The 17,700-nt window shown below is 77.8% G+C and carries 10 protein-coding genes; 4 read left to right on the forward strand and 6 right to left on the reverse strand.

The annotated features are described in order from the left end of the window. Positions 1 to 497 precede the first annotated feature (497 nt). Positions 498 to 4,457, reverse strand: a complete 3,960-nt coding sequence (locus tag HWY08_RS19350) for a serine/threonine-protein kinase (RefSeq protein WP_176068319.1) — start codon at positions 4,455 to 4,457, stop codon at positions 498 to 500. Positions 4,458 to 4,983: 526 nt separating this feature from the next. Here HWY08_RS19350 and HWY08_RS19355 point away from each other — a divergent pair. The 3 genes from HWY08_RS19355 to HWY08_RS19365 are packed head-to-tail and all read left to right on the forward strand — an operon-like array spanning position 4,984 to position 10,053. Beyond that, on the forward strand, positions 4,984 to 5,961 hold the full coding sequence (locus tag HWY08_RS19355) for a hypothetical protein (protein WP_176068321.1): 978 nt from the start codon (positions 4,984 to 4,986) through the stop codon (positions 5,959 to 5,961). 34 nt (positions 5,962 to 5,995) lie between these two features. Further along, entirely contained in the window at positions 5,996 to 8,266 is a 2,271-nt protein-coding gene (locus HWY08_RS19360; protein ID WP_176068323.1) for an ATP-binding protein, read from the forward strand. Then, complete coding sequence (locus HWY08_RS19365; protein ID WP_176068324.1) at positions 8,263 to 10,053, forward strand: hypothetical protein; 1,791 nt, start codon at positions 8,263 to 8,265, stop codon at positions 10,051 to 10,053. The genes HWY08_RS19360 and HWY08_RS19365 overlap by 4 nt, the downstream gene beginning before the upstream one ends. 7 nt (positions 10,054 to 10,060) lie before the next feature. Here the strand turns inward: HWY08_RS19365 and HWY08_RS19370 are convergent, their stop codons facing one another. Next, the gene (locus HWY08_RS19370; RefSeq protein WP_176068326.1) at positions 10,061 to 11,353 is read right to left on the reverse strand and encodes a DUF190 domain-containing protein; all 1,293 of its coding nucleotides are present in this window, start codon (positions 11,351 to 11,353) and stop codon (positions 10,061 to 10,063) included. 250 nt (positions 11,354 to 11,603) lie between these two features. Between HWY08_RS19370 and HWY08_RS19375 the strand changes: the two genes are divergently transcribed. Next, a complete protein-coding gene (locus tag HWY08_RS19375) occupies positions 11,604 to 13,097 on the forward strand; it encodes a 3-hydroxybutyrate oligomer hydrolase family protein (protein WP_176068328.1) in 1,494 nt (497 codons plus the stop codon). Between the two features lie 6 nt (positions 13,098 to 13,103). On the opposite strand, the gene HWY08_RS19380 is transcribed toward HWY08_RS19375, so the two are convergent. From HWY08_RS19380 to HWY08_RS19395, 4 genes are read right to left on the reverse strand one after another with little or no spacing between them, the layout of a single operon-like run. After that, positions 13,104 to 14,432: a sigma-54-dependent transcriptional regulator gene (locus tag HWY08_RS19380; RefSeq protein ID WP_176068330.1), complete on the reverse strand. Its 1,329-nt coding sequence runs from the start codon at positions 14,430 to 14,432 to the stop codon at positions 13,104 to 13,106. Between the two features lie 8 nt (positions 14,433 to 14,440). Beyond that, a complete protein-coding gene (locus HWY08_RS19385) occupies positions 14,441 to 15,688 on the reverse strand; it encodes a sensor histidine kinase (RefSeq protein WP_235969712.1) in 1,248 nt (415 codons plus the stop codon). Then, complete coding sequence (locus HWY08_RS19390) at positions 15,685 to 17,091, reverse strand: TonB-dependent receptor (RefSeq protein WP_176068332.1); 1,407 nt, start codon at positions 17,089 to 17,091, stop codon at positions 15,685 to 15,687. The genes HWY08_RS19385 and HWY08_RS19390 overlap by 4 nt, the downstream gene beginning before the upstream one ends. Continuing rightward, positions 17,088 to 17,693, reverse strand: coding sequence for a hypothetical protein (locus tag HWY08_RS19395; protein ID WP_176068334.1), 606 nt, complete (start codon positions 17,691 to 17,693; stop codon positions 17,088 to 17,090). Before HWY08_RS19395 ends, HWY08_RS19390 begins: the two co-directional genes overlap by 4 nt. Positions 17,694 to 17,700: the final 7 nt, after the last annotated feature.

The raw sequence follows: 17,700 nt of genomic DNA on the forward strand, positions 1-17,700 counted from the left end.
GGCTCCTGGGACGCGCGAGGCTCGCGCTGGGACCGCTCGGCGACCACACCCGGCGAGAACGGGTTCGGCCGGCCGTCGCGCCTCGGAGCGGCCCGGCGCGGCCGCGGGAGAGGCCTCCTTGCGCCTTCGCGTCCGCCGAAGCGCGATCCGCGCGGAAACGCGTCAAGCTCCCATGTGGGACGATCCGGACGATAGTTACGATAGGTGAACGCCTCGCCCGGCCCGCATCTGCCGCGGCCCCGCGTATTTCACCCTCGGGACACGTCGTGAGCCGGGCCACGCCCCGCCGCCTCGAACACGCGGCTCCGCCTCGCGTGCGACGTCCGCCCAACGACCGCGCCCGCCCGCGCGGCGCCGCCCGCCCACCTGCCGCGCCCCTCCCTGCCGAACCCCGCCAGCTCGCGCGAAACCGCTCCGAGCTGCGGGCGGGGTTGCGAGGCCTCTCCGCGCAGCCCGATACCCGCTCCGTGGGGAGAGGGAGAAGGGAGCGATACGCCTCAGCTCGCCGCCTGCGCGGCCTCGAGCGCGCGCCGGATGCGCGGGGCGAGCAGGCCGGGGATGCGGCCGGCGAGCTCGAGCGCGCCTTCGAGCGCGGCCCGGGCCGTGTCGAGCCGGCCGGCGCGGAGCGCCGCCAGCCCGCGCATCTCGAGCACCTCGACCGGCTCCTGCTCCACCGAGTCGCGCGCCGACCTCGCCAGGAGCGCCTCCCACTCCGCGTCCGCCGCGCCGCGCGCCGCCAGCTCGACCATGTCGGCGAGGACGGCCTCGGACGGGCCGACCTCCGCGCCGCCCCAGCCCGCCGCCCGCGCCTCCCGGTACCGCTCCAGCCGGGCGCGCGCGCCGGCCGCGTCGCCGCCCGCGAGGAGGGCGCGGGCGCGCAGGAGCAGCCCCAGCGGGCCGGGCGCCGCCTCCGGGTGGCTGCGCTCGATCTCCTCGGCGCGGGCGAGGTGGGGGGCGGCGGCCGCGAGATCTCCCGCCTGGTAGTAAAGCTCGGCCAGGTTGAACTCGGAGGCGTACTCGGAGTCGAGGTGGCCCAGCTCGCGGGCGATGCGGATCGCCTCGAGCTGGCCGGCCACCGCCGCGGCGAGGTCGCCGCGGGCCACCGAGAGGTTCCGCCGGTTGGAGTGCGCCACCGCGACGTGCACCAGATCGCCGCGGCCGGTGGCGACCGCGCGGGCGCGCTCGAGGGCCGCCTCGGCCTGGGCCGGACGGCCCAGGTACGGCAACGCCGCCCCGAGGAGGAGCAGCGAGGCCACGAGCGTCTCGTAGCCGGCGTCGCCCTGCCGCCCGGCCAGCGCCGCGGCGCGGTCCAGGGTCGCGCAGGCGTCGGCCCAGCGCGAGGCGCGGAACAGCGAGCGGCCCCGGCCGAGATCGAGGCGGGCCTGCACGCGCGGCGACGGCACGCCGGGCAGGGCCTCGGCCGCCTCGACGCAGGCGCGGGAGGCGCCGAAGTCGCTCATCCAGTCGAGCGCGGTGGCCTCGTCGAGCAGGGCCTCGCGCTCCGCCGCCGCGTCCCCGAGCTCGCGCGCGACGGCGCAGGCGGCCTCGAGGTCGGCCACCGCGTCGCGGTGCCTGGCGGTGCGGCTCCGCATGAGCCCGCGCCCGCGGAGCGCCTCCAGCCGCTGCGGGAGGCTCGACGCCGGCAGGTTCTCGAGCGCGCGGGAGTAGAGCGCCTCCGCCTGGAGGTAGGCGTGCCGGCCGGCCTGGTCGGCGGACACCTGGAGGAAGGCGGCGGCGGCGTCGGCGCGCCGGCCGCTCTCCTGCCCGTGCACCGCCAGCCGGAGGAGCCGCGCGGGCTCGGGCAGCGACCCGGGCCGCAGGTGGAAGCGGAAGGCGGCCTCGTGGATGGCGGCGCGCAGGGCGTCCGGGGTGGAGCGGGCGACGGCGTCGCGGACCAGCGGGAGCCGGTACCGGGTGCCTCCGCCGCGGCGAGGCGGGACGAGGAGCCCGCGCCCGGCGAGGCGCCGGACCGCCGCCCCGGTGTCGAGCGGGAACGCGCCGCCGAGGCCCGCCTCGGCGAGCTGCGCCAGCACGCCGTCGGCCTCGCCGAGCGGCACCTCGTCGCCCAGCAGCGCCAGGAGCTGCGCGTGGGAGGCCAGGTCGGGCGGCATGGCGCGCAGCTCGGTGCCGGCCAGCCACTCGACGAGCGGCAGGTCGGGGACGCGGTCCAGCTCGTCCGTGGCGAGGTACCAGGACCGGCCCTGGGGTTGCGGGCGGACGAGGCCGTCGCGCCGGAGCCCGCGCACGAGCTCGACGAGGAGGAACGGCACGCCCTGGGCGCGCGCCGCGAGCCGCTCCACGGCCTGCGCCGGGATCCCCTCGGCCGGCGCGAGCAGCCGGCGGCACAGCTCCGCGGCGGTGGCGGCTGGGAGCGGCTCGAGCCGCTCGAGCTGCCGCCGCGCCGCCCGCTCCCCCCAGTACGGCCGGGCGGCAGCGAAGGCGGGGCGCGCGAGCGCGCAGACGAAGAGGGGGGCGCGGGCCTCGGCCAGGGCGGCCGACTCCAGCGCGTCGAGCGCGGCGCCTCCCGCGAGGTGGGCGTCGTCGAGGAGGACGCAGAGGGGCCTCGCCGCCGCGCGGCGGCGCAAGAGCGACGCGGCGGCGCGGATCGCCAGCGCCGTCAGGGCGCCTGGCGCGGCCCCCGCCGCCTCGAGGAGCGGGGCGCCGGGCGCGAGCCAGCCGAGGGTGAGGGCCACGGCCGGCCACGCCTCGTCGCGCAGCTCCGGCGGGAGCGCCAGGGCGAGGAGCGAGCGCCCCGCGTCCGGCGGCGCCGCGGCCGCCGCCGGCACGTCGAGCAGCCAGCGCAGGAGGGCCGCCAGGGCGTCGCCGCTCTCGGGCGCGGTCCTGGCGCGCAGCTCCAGCACCAGCGGCGCGGGGGTGAGCGCGCGCAGGCGCTCCGCCAGCGCGGCGCCGAGGTGGCTCTTGCCGAGGCCGGGGTCGCCCAGCACCGATGTCACGATGGGTGAACGGTCGCGGGCCGCGTCCAGGGCCAGCGCGGCGAGCCGCGCGAGCACCTCGTCCCGGCCGAGCAGCGGGGGCGCCCCCTCGCGCACGACCGTGGTCTCGTCGGCGCCGGCCGGGTGGAGCGGGCAGACGAAGAGGTCCGGCCGTCCGGGGACGGTCTCGAGCCCCACCCCGACCAGCACCTCGGCCGCGCGGGCCGTGGCGAGCGCGCCGGCGGGATCGGACGCGGCCGGCCAGGAGCCCGGGTCGGAGAAGGCGGCGGCCAGGTACCGGTCGGCGCCGCCGGGACGGGGCCGGGCCAGCACCGCGACCAGGTCGACGAGCCCCCGCGGGGCGAGGCCGGCGGCGACGGCGCTGCGGGCCGCGTGCAGCGCGAGCCGGACCGGGTTCTCGCCGGCCGCCGGGTCGAACACCCAGGCGCAGCGCCGCCCCTCGGCGTGCGCGAGCACCCCGCCGAGCTGGGCGGCCGCGGCCTGGAGGCGCCCCACCTCGGCGCCCGACTCGAGGTAGACGACCCCCACGCTGCGCCGGGCGGCGCGGGAGGGCGGCGGCGCCGCCTGGGCGGCCCGCGGCGCGTCCTCGGGCGAGGAGCCCGAGAGGCTCGGCGCGACCGCCTCGAGGAGGGCCGCCGCCGAGGGGAAGCGATCCTCGGGCGCCTTCGCCAGGCAGCGCAGGATCGCCTGCGCCAGCGCGGCGGGCATCGGCGCGAGCGACGCGGGCGGCGGCGGCCGGAGGTTCACGTGGGCGTGGCGCACCTCGGGCGCCGGCCCGAAGAACGGCGGCCGCCCCGCCGCGAGCTCGAGGAGGAGGGCCCCGGCGGCGTAGACGTCCGAGCGGGCGTCGGGCGAGAGGCCCTGGCACTGCTCCGGCGACATGTACTCGGCGGTGCCGGCGAAGCCCGGCGTCCCCGGCCCGGGCGCGGCGGCCCTGGCGCCGAGGCGCTCCGCCAGGCCGAGGTCGACGAGGCGCGCGACCCGGGGCTCGCCGGCGAGGAGCACGTTCTCCGGCTTGAGGTCCCCGTGCGCCCAGCCCGCGCCGTGGATCGCCGCGAGCGCCTCGAGCGTGGCGAGGACCGCGGGGCCGAGCTCGGCGCGCGGCAGCGCGCCTCCGCCCGCGAGCAGGAGGGCGTCGAGCGACGGCGCCTCCACCAGCTCCAGCGCGAGGTAGGGGGCGCCGTCGCCGAGCGCCCCTCGCCCCAGGAGGGCGGGCACCGCCGGCGGGCCTATCGCCCGGAGCGCCTCCGCCTCGCGCTCGAGCTGCTCCCGGGCGCCCGCGGCGTCGAGGCGCGCCACCTTGAGCGCCACCCGGCGGCCGTCCGCGGCGCGCTCCGCCTCGAACACGGTGGCGAAGCCGCCGCGCCCCAGGAGGCCCCGGACGAGGTAGCCCGGCACCACCGGCAGCGCCGCCGGAGGCTCCGCGGGCGGCCGCGGCGGGGCGGAGCCGCACGGAGGGTGAGCCCCTTCGGCGCGGCGTCCGCAGGTCAGGCAGCGCGTCATTCCTCTCCAGGTCGTGCCGTGAGCGGCGAGCCGCGCCGGGCCGGGTCATTGTCGCACGCCCGCGTGGTCGATCGCGCGAGCGGGCCCGCGGCGCGCCCGTGCCCGCGGTGGGGAAAGGTCCCACGCCCGCGAGCTCGAGGTGAGCGGCGCCTCCCGGACGGGAGCCGCGGGGGCGCCGCGGAGCGCGAGCGCGTCCCAGGACAATGGTGGGTCGCCCGGCGGGCGGTGGCGCGGGGCGCGCGGCCGGCGGCGGCGAACGCGGCCGGCGCCGCGCCCGTCCCGGCGGTCCCGGCCGAGAGGAAGTGCAAGGATGACGGTTCGATGGCCGCGGGCGCCCCACGCTCGCGCCGCGGCCTGCGCCCCGGGTGGTACGCGGAGCGCCGCGACCTGCGGTGAACGTGGGACACTCCGCCGCTGTCCCGGGGCTCGCGCAACCTCGTTGCAATGCGTGGCCGATCCAGAGAACGATCGGTCGAACTCCCGATGGAAACCGCACGGGCCGGTGGCCCGCAGACGTGAGGACACGATGACGGGACGCGGGCAGCTCGGCTTCCTCCAGGCAGCGACGGTGGCGCTCCTCCTTCCGGCGGCCGCGTGCGGCCCCGCGGCCAGCGGCGGGGCGGCCGGGACGCCGGGCAGCGGCCTCACCCAGATCGCCGGGCAGCCGTCGCTCGGGCCGGTGCTGGCCACCTGCGAGGTGCAGATGGTGGAGGGGAACGGGCTCGGGACGAACGGCCTCACCGGCAACGGCATCTGCCAGAACGGCCTGGGCGCGGCCGGGCTCGACCTCGCCAACTTCGACACCGCCAGCTTCGCGAGCTGGTTCAACGCGAACCCCGCGACGGCGGAGATGGTCGTCGAGTACGCGTACCGGTGCGCCGCGCCGAGCGGCAAGTCGGTCACCTGGACGAACCCCGCGACCGGCGTCGCCTATACCTGGACGGGCGGGCTCGGCCTCGCGCCGAGCTGGGCCGGCGGCGCTCCCGCCACCGAGACCGAGCAGCAGCTCGTCTCGGCCTGCCTGGCCGCGCTGGTCAACAAGTACGGCGTCAACGTCACCATCGCGGTGGAGGGGCGGACCGCCACCGGCGCCCGGATCCCGCTCACCCAGAACGAGCTCTTCGACTACCCCGTGCGGGAGGCCTGCTTCTTCGGGAACCTCTTCACCAACGACGGCGTCTTCGTCGGCCTCGATCACTGGGCGTGGCCCGACAGCATCTCCAGCGTGCGCGCCTGCGCCATCGACCGGCAGGCGGTGGGGCCGAGCATCGACTGCCCGCCCATGTACAACGTCGACTACTGCTGGAACCGCTGCACGCGCGACTGGACCGGCACCTTCTACGAGAGCTGCACCTTCAACGGGGTGACCTACAAGCCGCTGACGACCCGCATCGCCCTCTCCGACGTCTACCGGTGCGGCGACGGCGTGTGCCAGATCAGCGAGCACTGCGGCACGACCGACAGCGCGGACAGCTGCAGGTCCGACTGCGGGCTCTGCCCCTAGGCGCCGAGATCATGTCCCCGGGGGGAGGGGCGCGATGACGGACGGGGCCGCTGCCGGAAGGTGCACGCCGGCGCAGGACGATCCCGTCGAGCGCACCTCCATCCTGGGCCGGGTCCGCCCCCGGACCCAGCCGGAGCAACCGGGCCTCCTGCTCGTCAGCGCGCCCGCCCCGGGCCTGGTCGGCGCGTACTTCGGCCTGGAGCTGGCGGAGGTCGTCATCGGCCGGGGGGGCGGGGCCGAGATCCGCGTCGACGACCCCGGCGTCTCGCGCGAGCACCTCAAGATCAGGCGCGCGCCGTCGGGCGAGTTCTTCGCCGAGGATCTCGGCTCCACCAACGGCACCTGGCTGAACGGCGTCGCCATCCGGTCGGCGGCCCTCGCCGAGGGTGACCGGTTGCAGATCGGGACCTCCACCGAGTTCCTCTTCGGCGCCAACCGCGGGGCGGTCCAGGCCGAGGTCCGGCTGCGTCAGGCGATCTCGGCGCCGGGCGCCGGGACCTGGGAGTGGTTCGTCGCGGGCGGCGCGCTCCAGCTCTACGGGGGCGTCGCGCGCGCCGTGGGCCAGGACGGCGACCGCACCGAGCCGCGGGCCGACGACTCCTGGGCCCGGGTGCACCCGGACGACCGCGCGGCGCTCCGGGCCCGGCTCGAGGCGGCGGCCGGGCAGGGCGGGGCCTTCGAGGCCGAGGTGCGGCTGGTCCGGCAGGACGGGAGCGTGTGCCGCGTCGCCATGTCGGGCGAGCCGTTCCGGGATCGGGGCGGGCGGCCGGTGCGGCTCGCGGGCGCGCTCCTCGACGTCACCGAGCGCCGGCTGGCCGACGGCGAGCTGCGGCGCCAGTCGCTCCTCTTCGACAGCCTCGCCGACGCGGTGGTGATCGTGGGCGCGGGCGGCACCATCCTCGACTGGAGCGCCAGCGCCGAGCGGCTGCTCGGGTGGAGCAAGGCGGAGGTGCTGGGGCGGCGCCCCGGGGCGCTGCTGCTGCGCAGCGGCGAGGAGCGGCTCGATCGCGTCCTCGTCGAGTGCGCGCGCCGCGGGGGACGGCACTGCGAGGAGCTCGCGCTCCGCGCGAAGTCCGGCGCCGAGGTCCAGGCGGAGCTGGTGACGGTCCCGCTCGTCGGGCGCGAGGAGGAGATCGTCGCCTGCGTGGCGGTGTTCCGCGACCTGGGCGAGCGCCGGCGCCTGCAGGCGAGGCTGCAGATCGCCGAGCGGCTCGCGTCCCTCGGGACGCTGGCGGCCGGCGTGGCGCACGAGATCAACAACCCGCTCGCCTTCGTCACCTCGAACCTCGACTACGTCTCGAGGCAGCTCGCCGCGGTGGGGGAGGCGCTCGGCCCGGAGCGCGCGGAGATCGCGGAGGCGCTCGCCGACAGTCGGAGGGGGGCCGAGCGCATCGCCAGCATCGTCCGCGATCTGCAGGCCTTCGGCGGGAAGGAGCGCCCGGCGAACGCCGAGCAGGCCGATCCCAACGCGGCGCTGGAGTTCGCCCTGCGGATGTCCGACAGCCTCATCCGGCACCGGGCCAGGCTGGTGAAGGACCTGCGCCCGGTCCCCTGCGTGCGCGGCGAGGAGGCCAGGCTGGGACAAGTCTTCCTCAACCTGCTCGTGAACGCGGCGCACGCCATCGAGCCGGGCCGCGCGGACGCGAGCCTCATCCGCGTGAGCACGCGGTTCGACGACGCCGCGCGCCGGGTGGTGATCGAGGTGGCGGACGAGGGCGCCGGCATCCACCCCGAGGTCCTCCCCCGCATCTTCGAGCCGTTCTTCACCACCAAGCCGGTGGGGGCGGGGACCGGGCTCGGCCTCTTCGTGTGCCAGGGCATCGTGACGGAGCTCGGGGGCGAGCTCGCGGTGGAGAGCGAGCTGGGCCAGGGGACCACGTTCCGCGTGCTGCTGCCCGCGGCCGGCGCCGCGCCGCGGGTGGCACCGGCGAGCCGGCGGGTGCTCGTGGTGGACGACGAGCCGCTCCTGGGCTCCGCCTTGAAGCGCTGCTTCTCCGGCAAGTACGATGTGGAGGCGGTGGCCGACCCCCGCGAGGCGCTGATCCGCCTCCGCGGGGGAGAGCGCTTCCTGTTCGCCCTGGTGGACCTGCAGATGCCCGAGATGACCGGCCAGGACTTCCTGGCGTCCCTGCGCGAGATCGAGCCGGAGCTGGCCCGCCACGCCGCCGTGATCACCGGCGGCTCCCTGGAGGAGGCGGCGAGCCGCTTCCCGGCCGGGGAGCGCCCGCCGCTCCTCGCCAAGCCCATCGACCTCGCGCGGCTCTCGGCGCTGATCGACGCGGCGGCGGACGAGGCGCGGGCGTGAGGCTCCTCGGCTCCGGGCGGGGCTCCTCGGGCCCGCCGCGGCGCCGGCTCCGCGCGGTGCTCCTCGGGCTCCTCGCGGCGGCGGCGTGCGGGGGAGGCGCGCCCGCGTACGACGCAGGCATCGACGGCGCCTACCTCGTCCAGAGCTCCCAGGACTACGCCGGCACCGTCCCGCTGGTGCAGGGCCGGGCGGGGCTCCTCCGCGTCTTCCTCAGCGCCAAGCTCCCCGGCCTCGCGGCCCCCGCGGTGCGGGCGCGGCTGTACGACGCCGCGGGGGCGCTGCTCCAGACCTACGCGGCCACGGCCCAGCCGCCGCCCACCGCGCTCCCCGCCGCCGTGAGCGAGGCGTCGCTCGCCGGGTCGTGGAACTTCGCGATCCCCGCCGCCGACGTCCAGCCCGGCCGCTACCTCGTCGCTGAGATCGATCCGGTCGCCGGCGTCCCGGCCAGCCGCACCCGGACGAGCTTCCGCTACCCCGCCTCCGGCACCCTCGACGTGCGCGCGGTCCCGGCGGTCGCGATCACCGTCGTCCCGGTGGTGCAAGCGCCCGCCGGGCTGACGCCGCTCGAGCCGCTCGTGGCCGGCGTCGAGCCGGCCGGCGGCGTGCGCACGGTGGACGGATGGCTCGACCGGGCGAGGCGCATCCACCCGCTGTCCGAGGCCAGCGCCGCGCTCGGGGCCACCTACACCACGAGCACCGTCCTCGGCGCCGACGGCTCCGGCTGGTCGGCCCTGCTCGCCGAGCTCGAGCAGAAGCGGGTCGTGGACGGGAGCCCGAACAGCTACCTCGGCGCGGTGCGCGTGAGCTACACCTCGGGCACGGCCGGGATCGCCTACGCGCTCTCCGCGCGCCGGCCCGCCTCGGTCCTGGTCTGGGACGCGGGGTCCACGCCCGACAATCCCCTCTACCAGAAGGCCGCCGCGCACGAGGTCGGGCACCTCCTGGGCCTGCTGCACGCGCCGTGCGGGATCCCGCCGGCGACCGCGGATACGGGCTGGCCCACCGGTCCGACCTACGCCGGGGCCCACATCGGCGTGTTCGGGTGGGATCCGCTCGACGGCTCGGTGAAGGACCCGGCCTCGGTCTACGACCTCATGAGCTACTGCGGGAGGCTCGAGACCACCTGGACGAGCGACTACGGCTACCGCCGCGTCCTGAGCTTCCTGGGCGCGGTGCCGGCGACCGCGACCGCGACCGCGAGCAGGGCCGCGACCGCGACCGCCGTGGTCTCCCGCCAGCCGTGCCTGGTGGTCGCGGGCCGGGTACGCGAGGGAAAGGTCGAGGTCGAGCCCGCCTACGCGGTCGACACGATCCCGAGCGCCGTGTCTCCGGGCGAGTACGAGTTCGAGCTCGTGGACGGGGCCGGCGCCACGCTGTCCTCCGTCGCCTTCGCGCCCGCGCCCGTCGCCGCCGAGCGGGAGGGCGAGGCCGAGGAGCGGCACTTCGCGCTCGCGGTTCCCCTCGCCCGCGGCTGGGCCGACGCCGTGCGCGGGCTCGTGGTCCGCGAGCGCGGGGCGGTCGTGTACCGCCGCGCGCTGGCCGTCTCGCCGGGCGCGGTCGCGGTCGCCGCCGCGCCGGTCGCCGTGCGCGCCGCCTCCCGCCGCCACGCCCAGCTCAGCTGGGACGCGGCGGCCCACCCCGGCGCCCTGGTCCGCGACGCGCGGACGGGCGAGGTGCTGGCCTTTCTCCGCGGCGGGGCGGGCGTGGTGCAGACCGCCGCCCCCGAGCTCGAGGTGGTGCTCTCGGACGACGTGAGCGCGAGCCACCGGGTGGTGGTCGCGCCCTGAGCCACGATCAGGCGCCCCGCGAGATGAGGCCGTGGAGGAGGTCGGCGCGGTCCACGATGCCGGCGAGGCGGCCGGCTGCGTCGGTGACGGCGAGCACCTTGTCCTGGCCGCGGAGCATGGTCGCGATGGCCTCGGAGAGGAGCGCGTCCTCGCGGACGGTGGCGACGGCCCGGGTCATGACGTCCGCCGCGGTGTGCCCGCGCGTGTGCGCCGCGAGGGACTCCTCGCCCTGGCCGCGCCCGAAGGGCAGGCGCTGCATGAGCGAGCGGATCGCCCCGGGGCGCAGCGCCGGCGTGACGCGCTCGAGCAACTCGGCGTCGGTGACGAGCCCCACGGGCTTCCGGTCGCGGTCCACCACCAGGGCGCGGTTGAGCCGGGTGGAGACGACCGCCTGGAAGACCTCCGCCAGCGGCGACTCCGGCTGGACGGTGGGGACGTCGCGCCGCATCACCCGTGCGATGGGCTGATCGCCTTCGAGCCCCAGCTCGCGGGGCCGCGGCTCCTTCCCCCCGAACCCGCCGCCGGCCCGGCGCAGGAGATCGAGCCGGCTCACCATCCCCACCAGCGCGCCGCGATCGTCCACGACCGGGAGGCGCTTCAGGCGGCGGCGCACCATCAGCTCGGCGGCGGCGGGAAGCGAGGCGAGCTCGCCGACGGTGACGGGGCCGGAGGTCATCACCTCGGCTGCCGTCAGGCCCTGCCGCGACAGCGGCTCGAGCACCTCGCGCAGCTCGGGGCGCTCGAGCCGCCGCAGCAGATCGAGCCGGACGCCCAGTCCGCCCCGGTGCACGAGGTCGCCGTTGGTGATGATGCCGACCGGCCGCCCCTGCTCCACCACCGGGACCGCCCGGTACGTCTTCCGGAGCATGAGCTCCACCACCTCGGGCAGCGGTGCCGAGGGCGCCACCGAGGCGACCTCACGGCTCATGACCTCGCGCACCGCGACGGTGGGGGCGAGATCGCGGAGCGGGTGCGGCTCGAACAGGAGGATGTCCGTGTCGTCCACCGTGATGAGGCCGTGGCGGACCAGCGCGCGCAGCCGCGGGGCGAGCCGCTCGACCTCCTCGGGCCGGTCGATCCACTCGACCACGACCGGGAGCTGCCAGGGGACGTCCGCGAGCGTGCTGAGGTGGATGCGGCCGGCGGCCCCGAACCCCTCGAGCCCCTTCAGCACGGTGGCGCCCTGGGCGTCCTCGGCCCTCAGGAGCTCCAGGATCGCGAGGTGCAGCGGCTTGCCGTGCACCCGGTCGCCCTCGTTCACGTAGATCCGGACCCGCTTCGCCTTGCCCAGGATCTCCATGCTCGCCTCCTCGACCGGCCGGCGATCTCATACGCGCCCCCGGGCGAGGGCGCCCGCCGGTCGCGGCCTGCGACGCCGCCAGGCGCCTCGGCCGGGGCTGTCGCCGCCGCGGGCCCAGCCGCCCGCGTGCCTGGCGGGGGAGCCTCCGGTTGGTTCGTGAACGGCCGCGCGCACGCCCCCAGGCTGCCTCGACGCCGAGCGCCCGCCGGGTTCCCCTCGCGCGGCTACCCCGCTCGCCAGGAGAGACGAAATGCCACACCCACGGCTGTCGCTGTCCGCCCTCGCCTTCGCCGCGGTCCTCCCGTCGCTCGCCGCCGCCGCGCCGTCGAGGTGCGAGCGGCTCGTCGCCGCGCTCTCCAGCCAGCTCGCCGACGTGACCTGCTTCGAGAGCGCCGACCTCACCACCGCTAACGCGTCCACCACGCCGCTCGACAACTCGCTGCCGGGCCTTCCGGCCGGCGCGTTCACGCCCAGGACCGATCGCGCCGTGCTGGTGGCGGCGCCGCCCCGCGGCACGCCCATCACCCGCGCGGTGCCCGGCGTCCAGCTCCAGGCCCGGTTCGCCGGCGATCCGACCGGCGAGGCGCGCTTCCTGCTGCGGCTGCCGGACGGGTGGAACGGGCGGCTGGTGGTGGCGGGCGCCTCCTCCCAGCGCAGCGAGTTCAACGGCGACTTCGCCTGGAGCGACTACGTCGTGCAGAAGGGCTACGCCTACGCCTCCCAGAACAAGGGGGTCTTCAACTTCAAGCTGGCGGCCGTGAGCGCCACGCCGCCCGCCGATCCGCTGCCGTGCCGCCTCAACCCCGGCTCGCCGGTGTGGGTCCACTTCTACGACGACGACCCGGGGCAGCCGTTCACGCGCTGGTCGGAGGTCATGCTGGACGCCGCCGCCGCGGCCCGGCGCGGCGTGCGGGCGCACTACGGCGAGCCGCCGCGCTACACCTACGCGGTCGGGACGTCGAACGGCGGGTACCAGGTGCGCCGCGCCGTCGAGCTGGCGCCCCACCTGTTCGACGGCGGGGTGGACTGGGAGGGCACCTTCGTCGACGCGGGCGCCCCGAACCTCCTCACCGACCTGCCGCCGGCGGTGCTGAACTGGCCGGACTACCTCGCCTCCGGGAAGAGCAGCACCAGCACCGCCTACCGGAACTTCCTGGCGGCGGGCTACCCGCCCGACCTCGTCTCGGGCGCGGACTCGCTGTGGACCCACCACTGGGCGAGCTACTGGGAGCTGACCGAGTGCCAGTGGCAGAAGCGGCTCGACCCCAGCTACGACACCTACGGCGCGGGCACCGCCGGCTACAACTACCTGGCGCGGCTCTCCGCCTCCGACGTCGGCGCGCAGCTCGCCGCCATCGCCACCACCGGGCGCATCCAGCGGCCGCTCGTGACCGTGGCCGGGACGATGGACGCGCTCCTGCCCATCGACCACCACGCGCGGGCGTACGCGCGCAAGGTGGCCGCGGGGCTGGCGGAGCGCGGCCACGGGGAGGGGGAGGAGGAGGGGAGGGCCCCGGACTACCGGCTCTACGAGGTCCAGAACGGCAACCACATCGAGTCCTACGCCGATCTCTTCCCGCAGCTGCAGCTCGTCCTGCCCCACGCGCACGCCGCGTTCGACCTGCTGGTCGCGCACGTCGAGGCCGGCGCGGCGCTCCCGGCCGACCAGTGCGTCCCGCCCGGCGGCGCCATCGCGGGCGCGCCCGCGCAGCCGGGCCACTGCGCGGCGCTGTTCGCGCCCTGACGGAGGTCACTCCGGCGGTCGCTCGCCCAGGCTGGCGAGCATGGAGTAGAGCCGGCGGCGCGTGATCCCGAGCAGCTGGGCCGCGTGGGTCTTGTTGCCGCCGGCGCGCTCCAGCGCGGCGAGCAGGAGGTCGCGCTCGAAGGCGTCGAGCTGGAAGCCCTCGCCCAGCAGCTCGGCGGCGCCGCGGCTGCGGCCCGCCGGGCCGCTCGGGGCGACGTGCGCGGGGCCGATCCCGCCCTCGCCGGCCAGGATGAGCGCGCGCTGCAGCGCGTTCTCGAGCTCGCGGACGTTTCCGGGCCAGCGGTGCGCCGCGAGCCGCTGGCGCGCCGCGGGCTCGAGCTTGTCGGCCGGCAAGCCGCGCGCGGCGAGGAACCGCTCCGCGAGGGGGAGCACGTCCTCGGGGCGATCGCGCAGCGGCGGGACCCGGATCGCGAACACGTCCAGGCGGTAGTAGAAGTCCTCGCGGAACGCGCCCTCCGCGACGGCGGCGGCGAGGTCGCGGTTCGTGGCGGCGACGACGCGGACGTCGACCGTCCGCGGCTCGGTCGCCCCCAGCGGCACGAACGTGCGCTCCTGCAGGAACCTGAGCAGCTTCACCTGGGTGGCGGCCGGCAGCTCGCCGATCTCGTCGAGGAAGAGCGTGCCGCCGTCCGCCGCGGCGAGGTGGCCGGCCTTCCGCTGCACCGCGCCGGTGAAGGCGCCCTTCTCGTGCCCGAAGAGCTCCCCCTCGAGCAGGGTCTCCGGCAGCGCGGCGCAGTGGACCTCGACGAAGGGACCCGAGGCGCGGCGGCTCTGGAAGTGGACGTAGCGCGCGAGCTGGCTCTTGCCGGTGCCGCTCTCGCCCAGCAGGAGGACGGTGGCGTCGGTCGGGGCGACCTGCCGCGCCGCCGCGAGCACCGCCTTCATGGCCGCGCTCTCCGCCACCAGGTCGGGGGTGAGCTGGCGCAGGAGCCGGTCGCCGCGGGCGGCGGCGCCGCGCTGCTCGGCGAGCCGCCGCACGCGCAGGCGCAGCTCGTCGAGCGCGAACGGCTTCGTCACGTAGTCCGCCGCGCCGGCCTTCATGGCGGCGACCGCGCTCTCGGCCGTCCCGAAGGCGGTCATCACGATCACCTCCGGGGGCGACGGCAGCGCCCGCGCCGCCTGCAGCACCGCCAGGCCGTCCACGTCCGGCATGCGGAGGTCGGTCACCACCACGTCGCAGGAGCGCTCGGCCAGCAGCGCCAGGGCCTCGCGGCCGCCGCCCGCGCGCACCACGGCGTGGCCGTCGAGCTCCAGCGCCTGGGTGACGTACTTCCCCAGCTTGGGTTCGTCGTCGACGACGAGGACGCAGGCCATGGCGGTATCTACCCTCTCCGGAGCGGCAGGCGCAGCTCGAAGGTGGTTCCGGCCGGACCGGTGCCGGCCAGCTCGAGCGAGCCGCCGTGGCGCGCGACGATGCGGCGCGAGAGGGCGAGTCCGAGCCCGGTGCCCTCGGCGCGGCCGGTCGCGAACGGCTCGAACAGGCGCGCCTTCAGCTGGGGCGCGATGCCGGGGCCGTCGTCGGCCACGCGCAGGCGGAGCTCGGAGTCGCGCGCCTCCCCCGACACCTTCACCCGGCCCGCGCCCGCCTCGGCGGCGTTCTGGAGCAGGTTCGAGACCACCTGCCGCAGCCGCCCCTCGTCGCCGCGGAGGGTGGCCGGCGGCAGCTCCAGCTCCACCGCCACGCCGGGGTGGGTGTGCGCGAGGCCCTGCGCCGCGTCAGCCGCGAGCCGGGCGAGGTCGCACTCCGCCTCGACCAGCGCCGGCTCGCGCGCGAGATCGAGGAAGTCCTGGGTCAGCCGGCGCAGCCGCTCGACCTCGCCCAGCACGTCGCCCAGCGCCTCGCGATCCGGCGGCGCGAGGCGCGGCCCCCCGCGCTCCTGCATGAGCTCCACCGCGCCGCGGATGATGCCGATGGGGTTGCGGATCTCGTGCGCCGCCATGGCCGCCATCCGCGCCATGGCGTCGCCGCGGGCCGCGCGCTCCGCCGCCTCGGCGCGCGCCGCCTCGCCGCGCGCCCACTGCCGCGCCAGCGCGGCCAGGGCCAGCGCGCCGAGCGCCGCCAGCGCGACGGCCGCCCACAGCGCCCGCCGCAGCCGGTCGCGCGGGGCGAGGAACGACTGCCCGGCCTCGAGCCCCAGCACCGCCTCGACGCGCCCGTCGCGCCCGCGGATGGGGAAGTAGCCGGTGGCGATGCGCACGTCCGCCACCGACCAGGCGAAGGCGATGGAGGCCTCGCCCCCGAGCGCGCGCGCGACGCGGGCGGCGTCCACCCGCAGGAGGTCGGCCGGCGCGGGCGCCGGCCCGGTCGCGTCGGCCAGGACGCGCAGTGACGGCGAGACGAGGTAGGCCCCCTCGAGCTCGTTCGCGCGCATGACGCCCCGGAGCGTCTCGGCGTCGCCCCCGCGCGCCAGCAGCTCGGCCGCGGTCTCGCCGGCGCCGCGCAGGCGCTCCTCCAGGACCCGGTCGAGGGCGGCCGCCGCCGTCCGGTGGAGCGCGAACGTGGCGGCGAGCGCGCCGGCGAGCGCGATCGCCGCGGCGGCCAGGGGGGCGAGCGCGCGCGGCGCGATCACAGGCCCCCCACCCAGCCCAGGCCGACCGCCGGCGCGACGCGCAGGTAGGCGAAGGCGGAGGCGTTCGACCAGACCTGCCGCGCCTCGAGGGACGCCTGGAGGAAGAGCCGGGCCGTGAGCTCCCACTCGAGCGCCGCGCCGCCGCCCAGGGAGGTGTCGGCGCGCGTCAGCCCGAGCTGCGGGTCGAGGGCGTCGTAGCCGCGCCACGCGAGCGCCGCGCCCAGCACCACGCGCAGCGCGGGCGCCGCGTCGAGCCGCAGCTCGACGCGCGGCCCGTGCTCGACGAACGAGAGCTGCGAGAGGTCGGTCGCGTCGCGCGCGACCCGGTAGCCGGCGAGCGCGCGCGCCCACCGCGCCAGCTGGACGGAGGCGCTGGCCTCGGCGGTCTGGAAGGCGCCGGAGAAGGGCTGGTAGAGCGCGCCCTGGTAGCTCTCGAGGCGCAGGGTGTACGACGCGGCCAGCGTGAGCGGTCCGGCCGAGGTCCAGCCCGCCGCGCGCGGGCCGTGCGCGGAGAGGAACGGCGAGCCGTCGAGGGTGCGGTAGGTGTAGCCGTACTCGGCCGCGAGCCCGCGCGCGGTGCCCCCGAGCTGCCAGCCGGCGGCGCCGGCGAGCCCCCAGGCGTCGAGCTCGGTGAACCGGAGCTGCTGGTGGAACAGCCCGCGGGCGGCGAGGTAAGGGCCGCTCGGGCCGAGCGGGCGGTAGAGCGCGCCGGCCGCGACGTCCACCTGGCCGTCGCTGGAGGTGTCGATGGGCGTGCCGCTCGGCGCGAGCTGGGCGTTCGAGTCCCAGCCGGAGGAGACCAGCGCGGAGACCACCAGGCGCCCGCTGCGCCGCGCCAGGCGCGCCAGCGGCGCCGCCAGCGCCGAGACCTCGGGGTCCTGGCTGGCCGCGTCGAGCTCGGCCGCGGCCGCCTCGGCGTCCCCGGCGCGCAGCGCCAGGAGCCCCAGGTACAGCAGGGCCACGTCGCGGTGCGCGGGGTCCTCGCGCGCCGCGGCGAGCGCGTCCCGCGCCCGGTCGTCCTCGCCGAGCTCGTAGAGGGCGACCCCCTCGAGCAGCGCCGCGGAGGCGCCGGCGCCCGCCGCGCGCGCCTCCGCGAAGGCGCGCGCGGCCTCGCGCAGCTCGCCCGCCTCCAGCGCGCGCAGCCCGCGCTGGAGCGGGGCCGCGGCGGTCCCCTCGCGGCAGAGCGCGTCGAGCGCCGACCGCGAGGCCTGGTCGCCGGGGTCCCGCGCCAGCGCCTCGCGGTAGGCGAGCGCAGCGGTCTCGCGCGCGCCCGCCTGGCGCTCGGCGTCGCCCACCTCGCGGTAGGCGCTCGCGGCCGCCGGATCGGGCGCGCCGGCCGGCGGCGGCGGTGGCGCGCACGGGTCGGCGGCCGCCAGGGCGAGCGCGAGGAGGAGCCCCGTCATCGGGCGCCGCTCGGGGGCGGCGAGGTCAGCGCGGCGCGCTCGGCGGCCGCCTCGGCCAGGTGGTAGCGGTCGCCCCGGCGGGTGGCCAGCCCCACCGCCTCGTCGCAGTAGGCGCCGGCGAGCGCGGGGCGCCGGTCGGCGCGCCGCTCGGCGCAGCGCCCGAGGTACCAGTCGATCGACGCGCGCGCGGGCTCGCGCGCCAGCTCGGCGGCGAGCGCCGCCCGCGTCCGGCGGGCCTGCTCCGCGATGCGCGGGCCGGCGCGCTCGCCCACCTCCCCCAGCAGCCGGTCCGCGCAGAGGTAGAGGCGCGCGTCGTGGCAGGCGATGGCGCGGTAGTACCCGAGCACCGCGTCGTCGCCGGCCGCATCCGCCGCGGCGAAGACCTCCACCGCCTCCTCGGCGCGCCCCAGCTTCACGAGGCTGGCGGCGGCGTAGCCGGCCGCCTCCTTCGCCCCGAGGCGCTGCGCCACCCGGAACTCGACGAGGGCGGCCTCGTATCGCCCCTCGCGGAAGGCCTGGGCGCCGGCGAGCAGGTGCTCCGCGCCGCCGGGCTGTCCGGAGGTCGCCAGCAGGATCTGCAGGGCGAGCAGGAGCGGGGCCATCGCGGCG

It is taken from the genome of Anaeromyxobacter diazotrophicus, from assembly GCF_013340205.1.
In the GTDB taxonomy this organism is placed as follows: domain Bacteria; phylum Myxococcota; class Myxococcia; order Myxococcales; family Anaeromyxobacteraceae; genus Anaeromyxobacter_A; species Anaeromyxobacter_A diazotrophicus.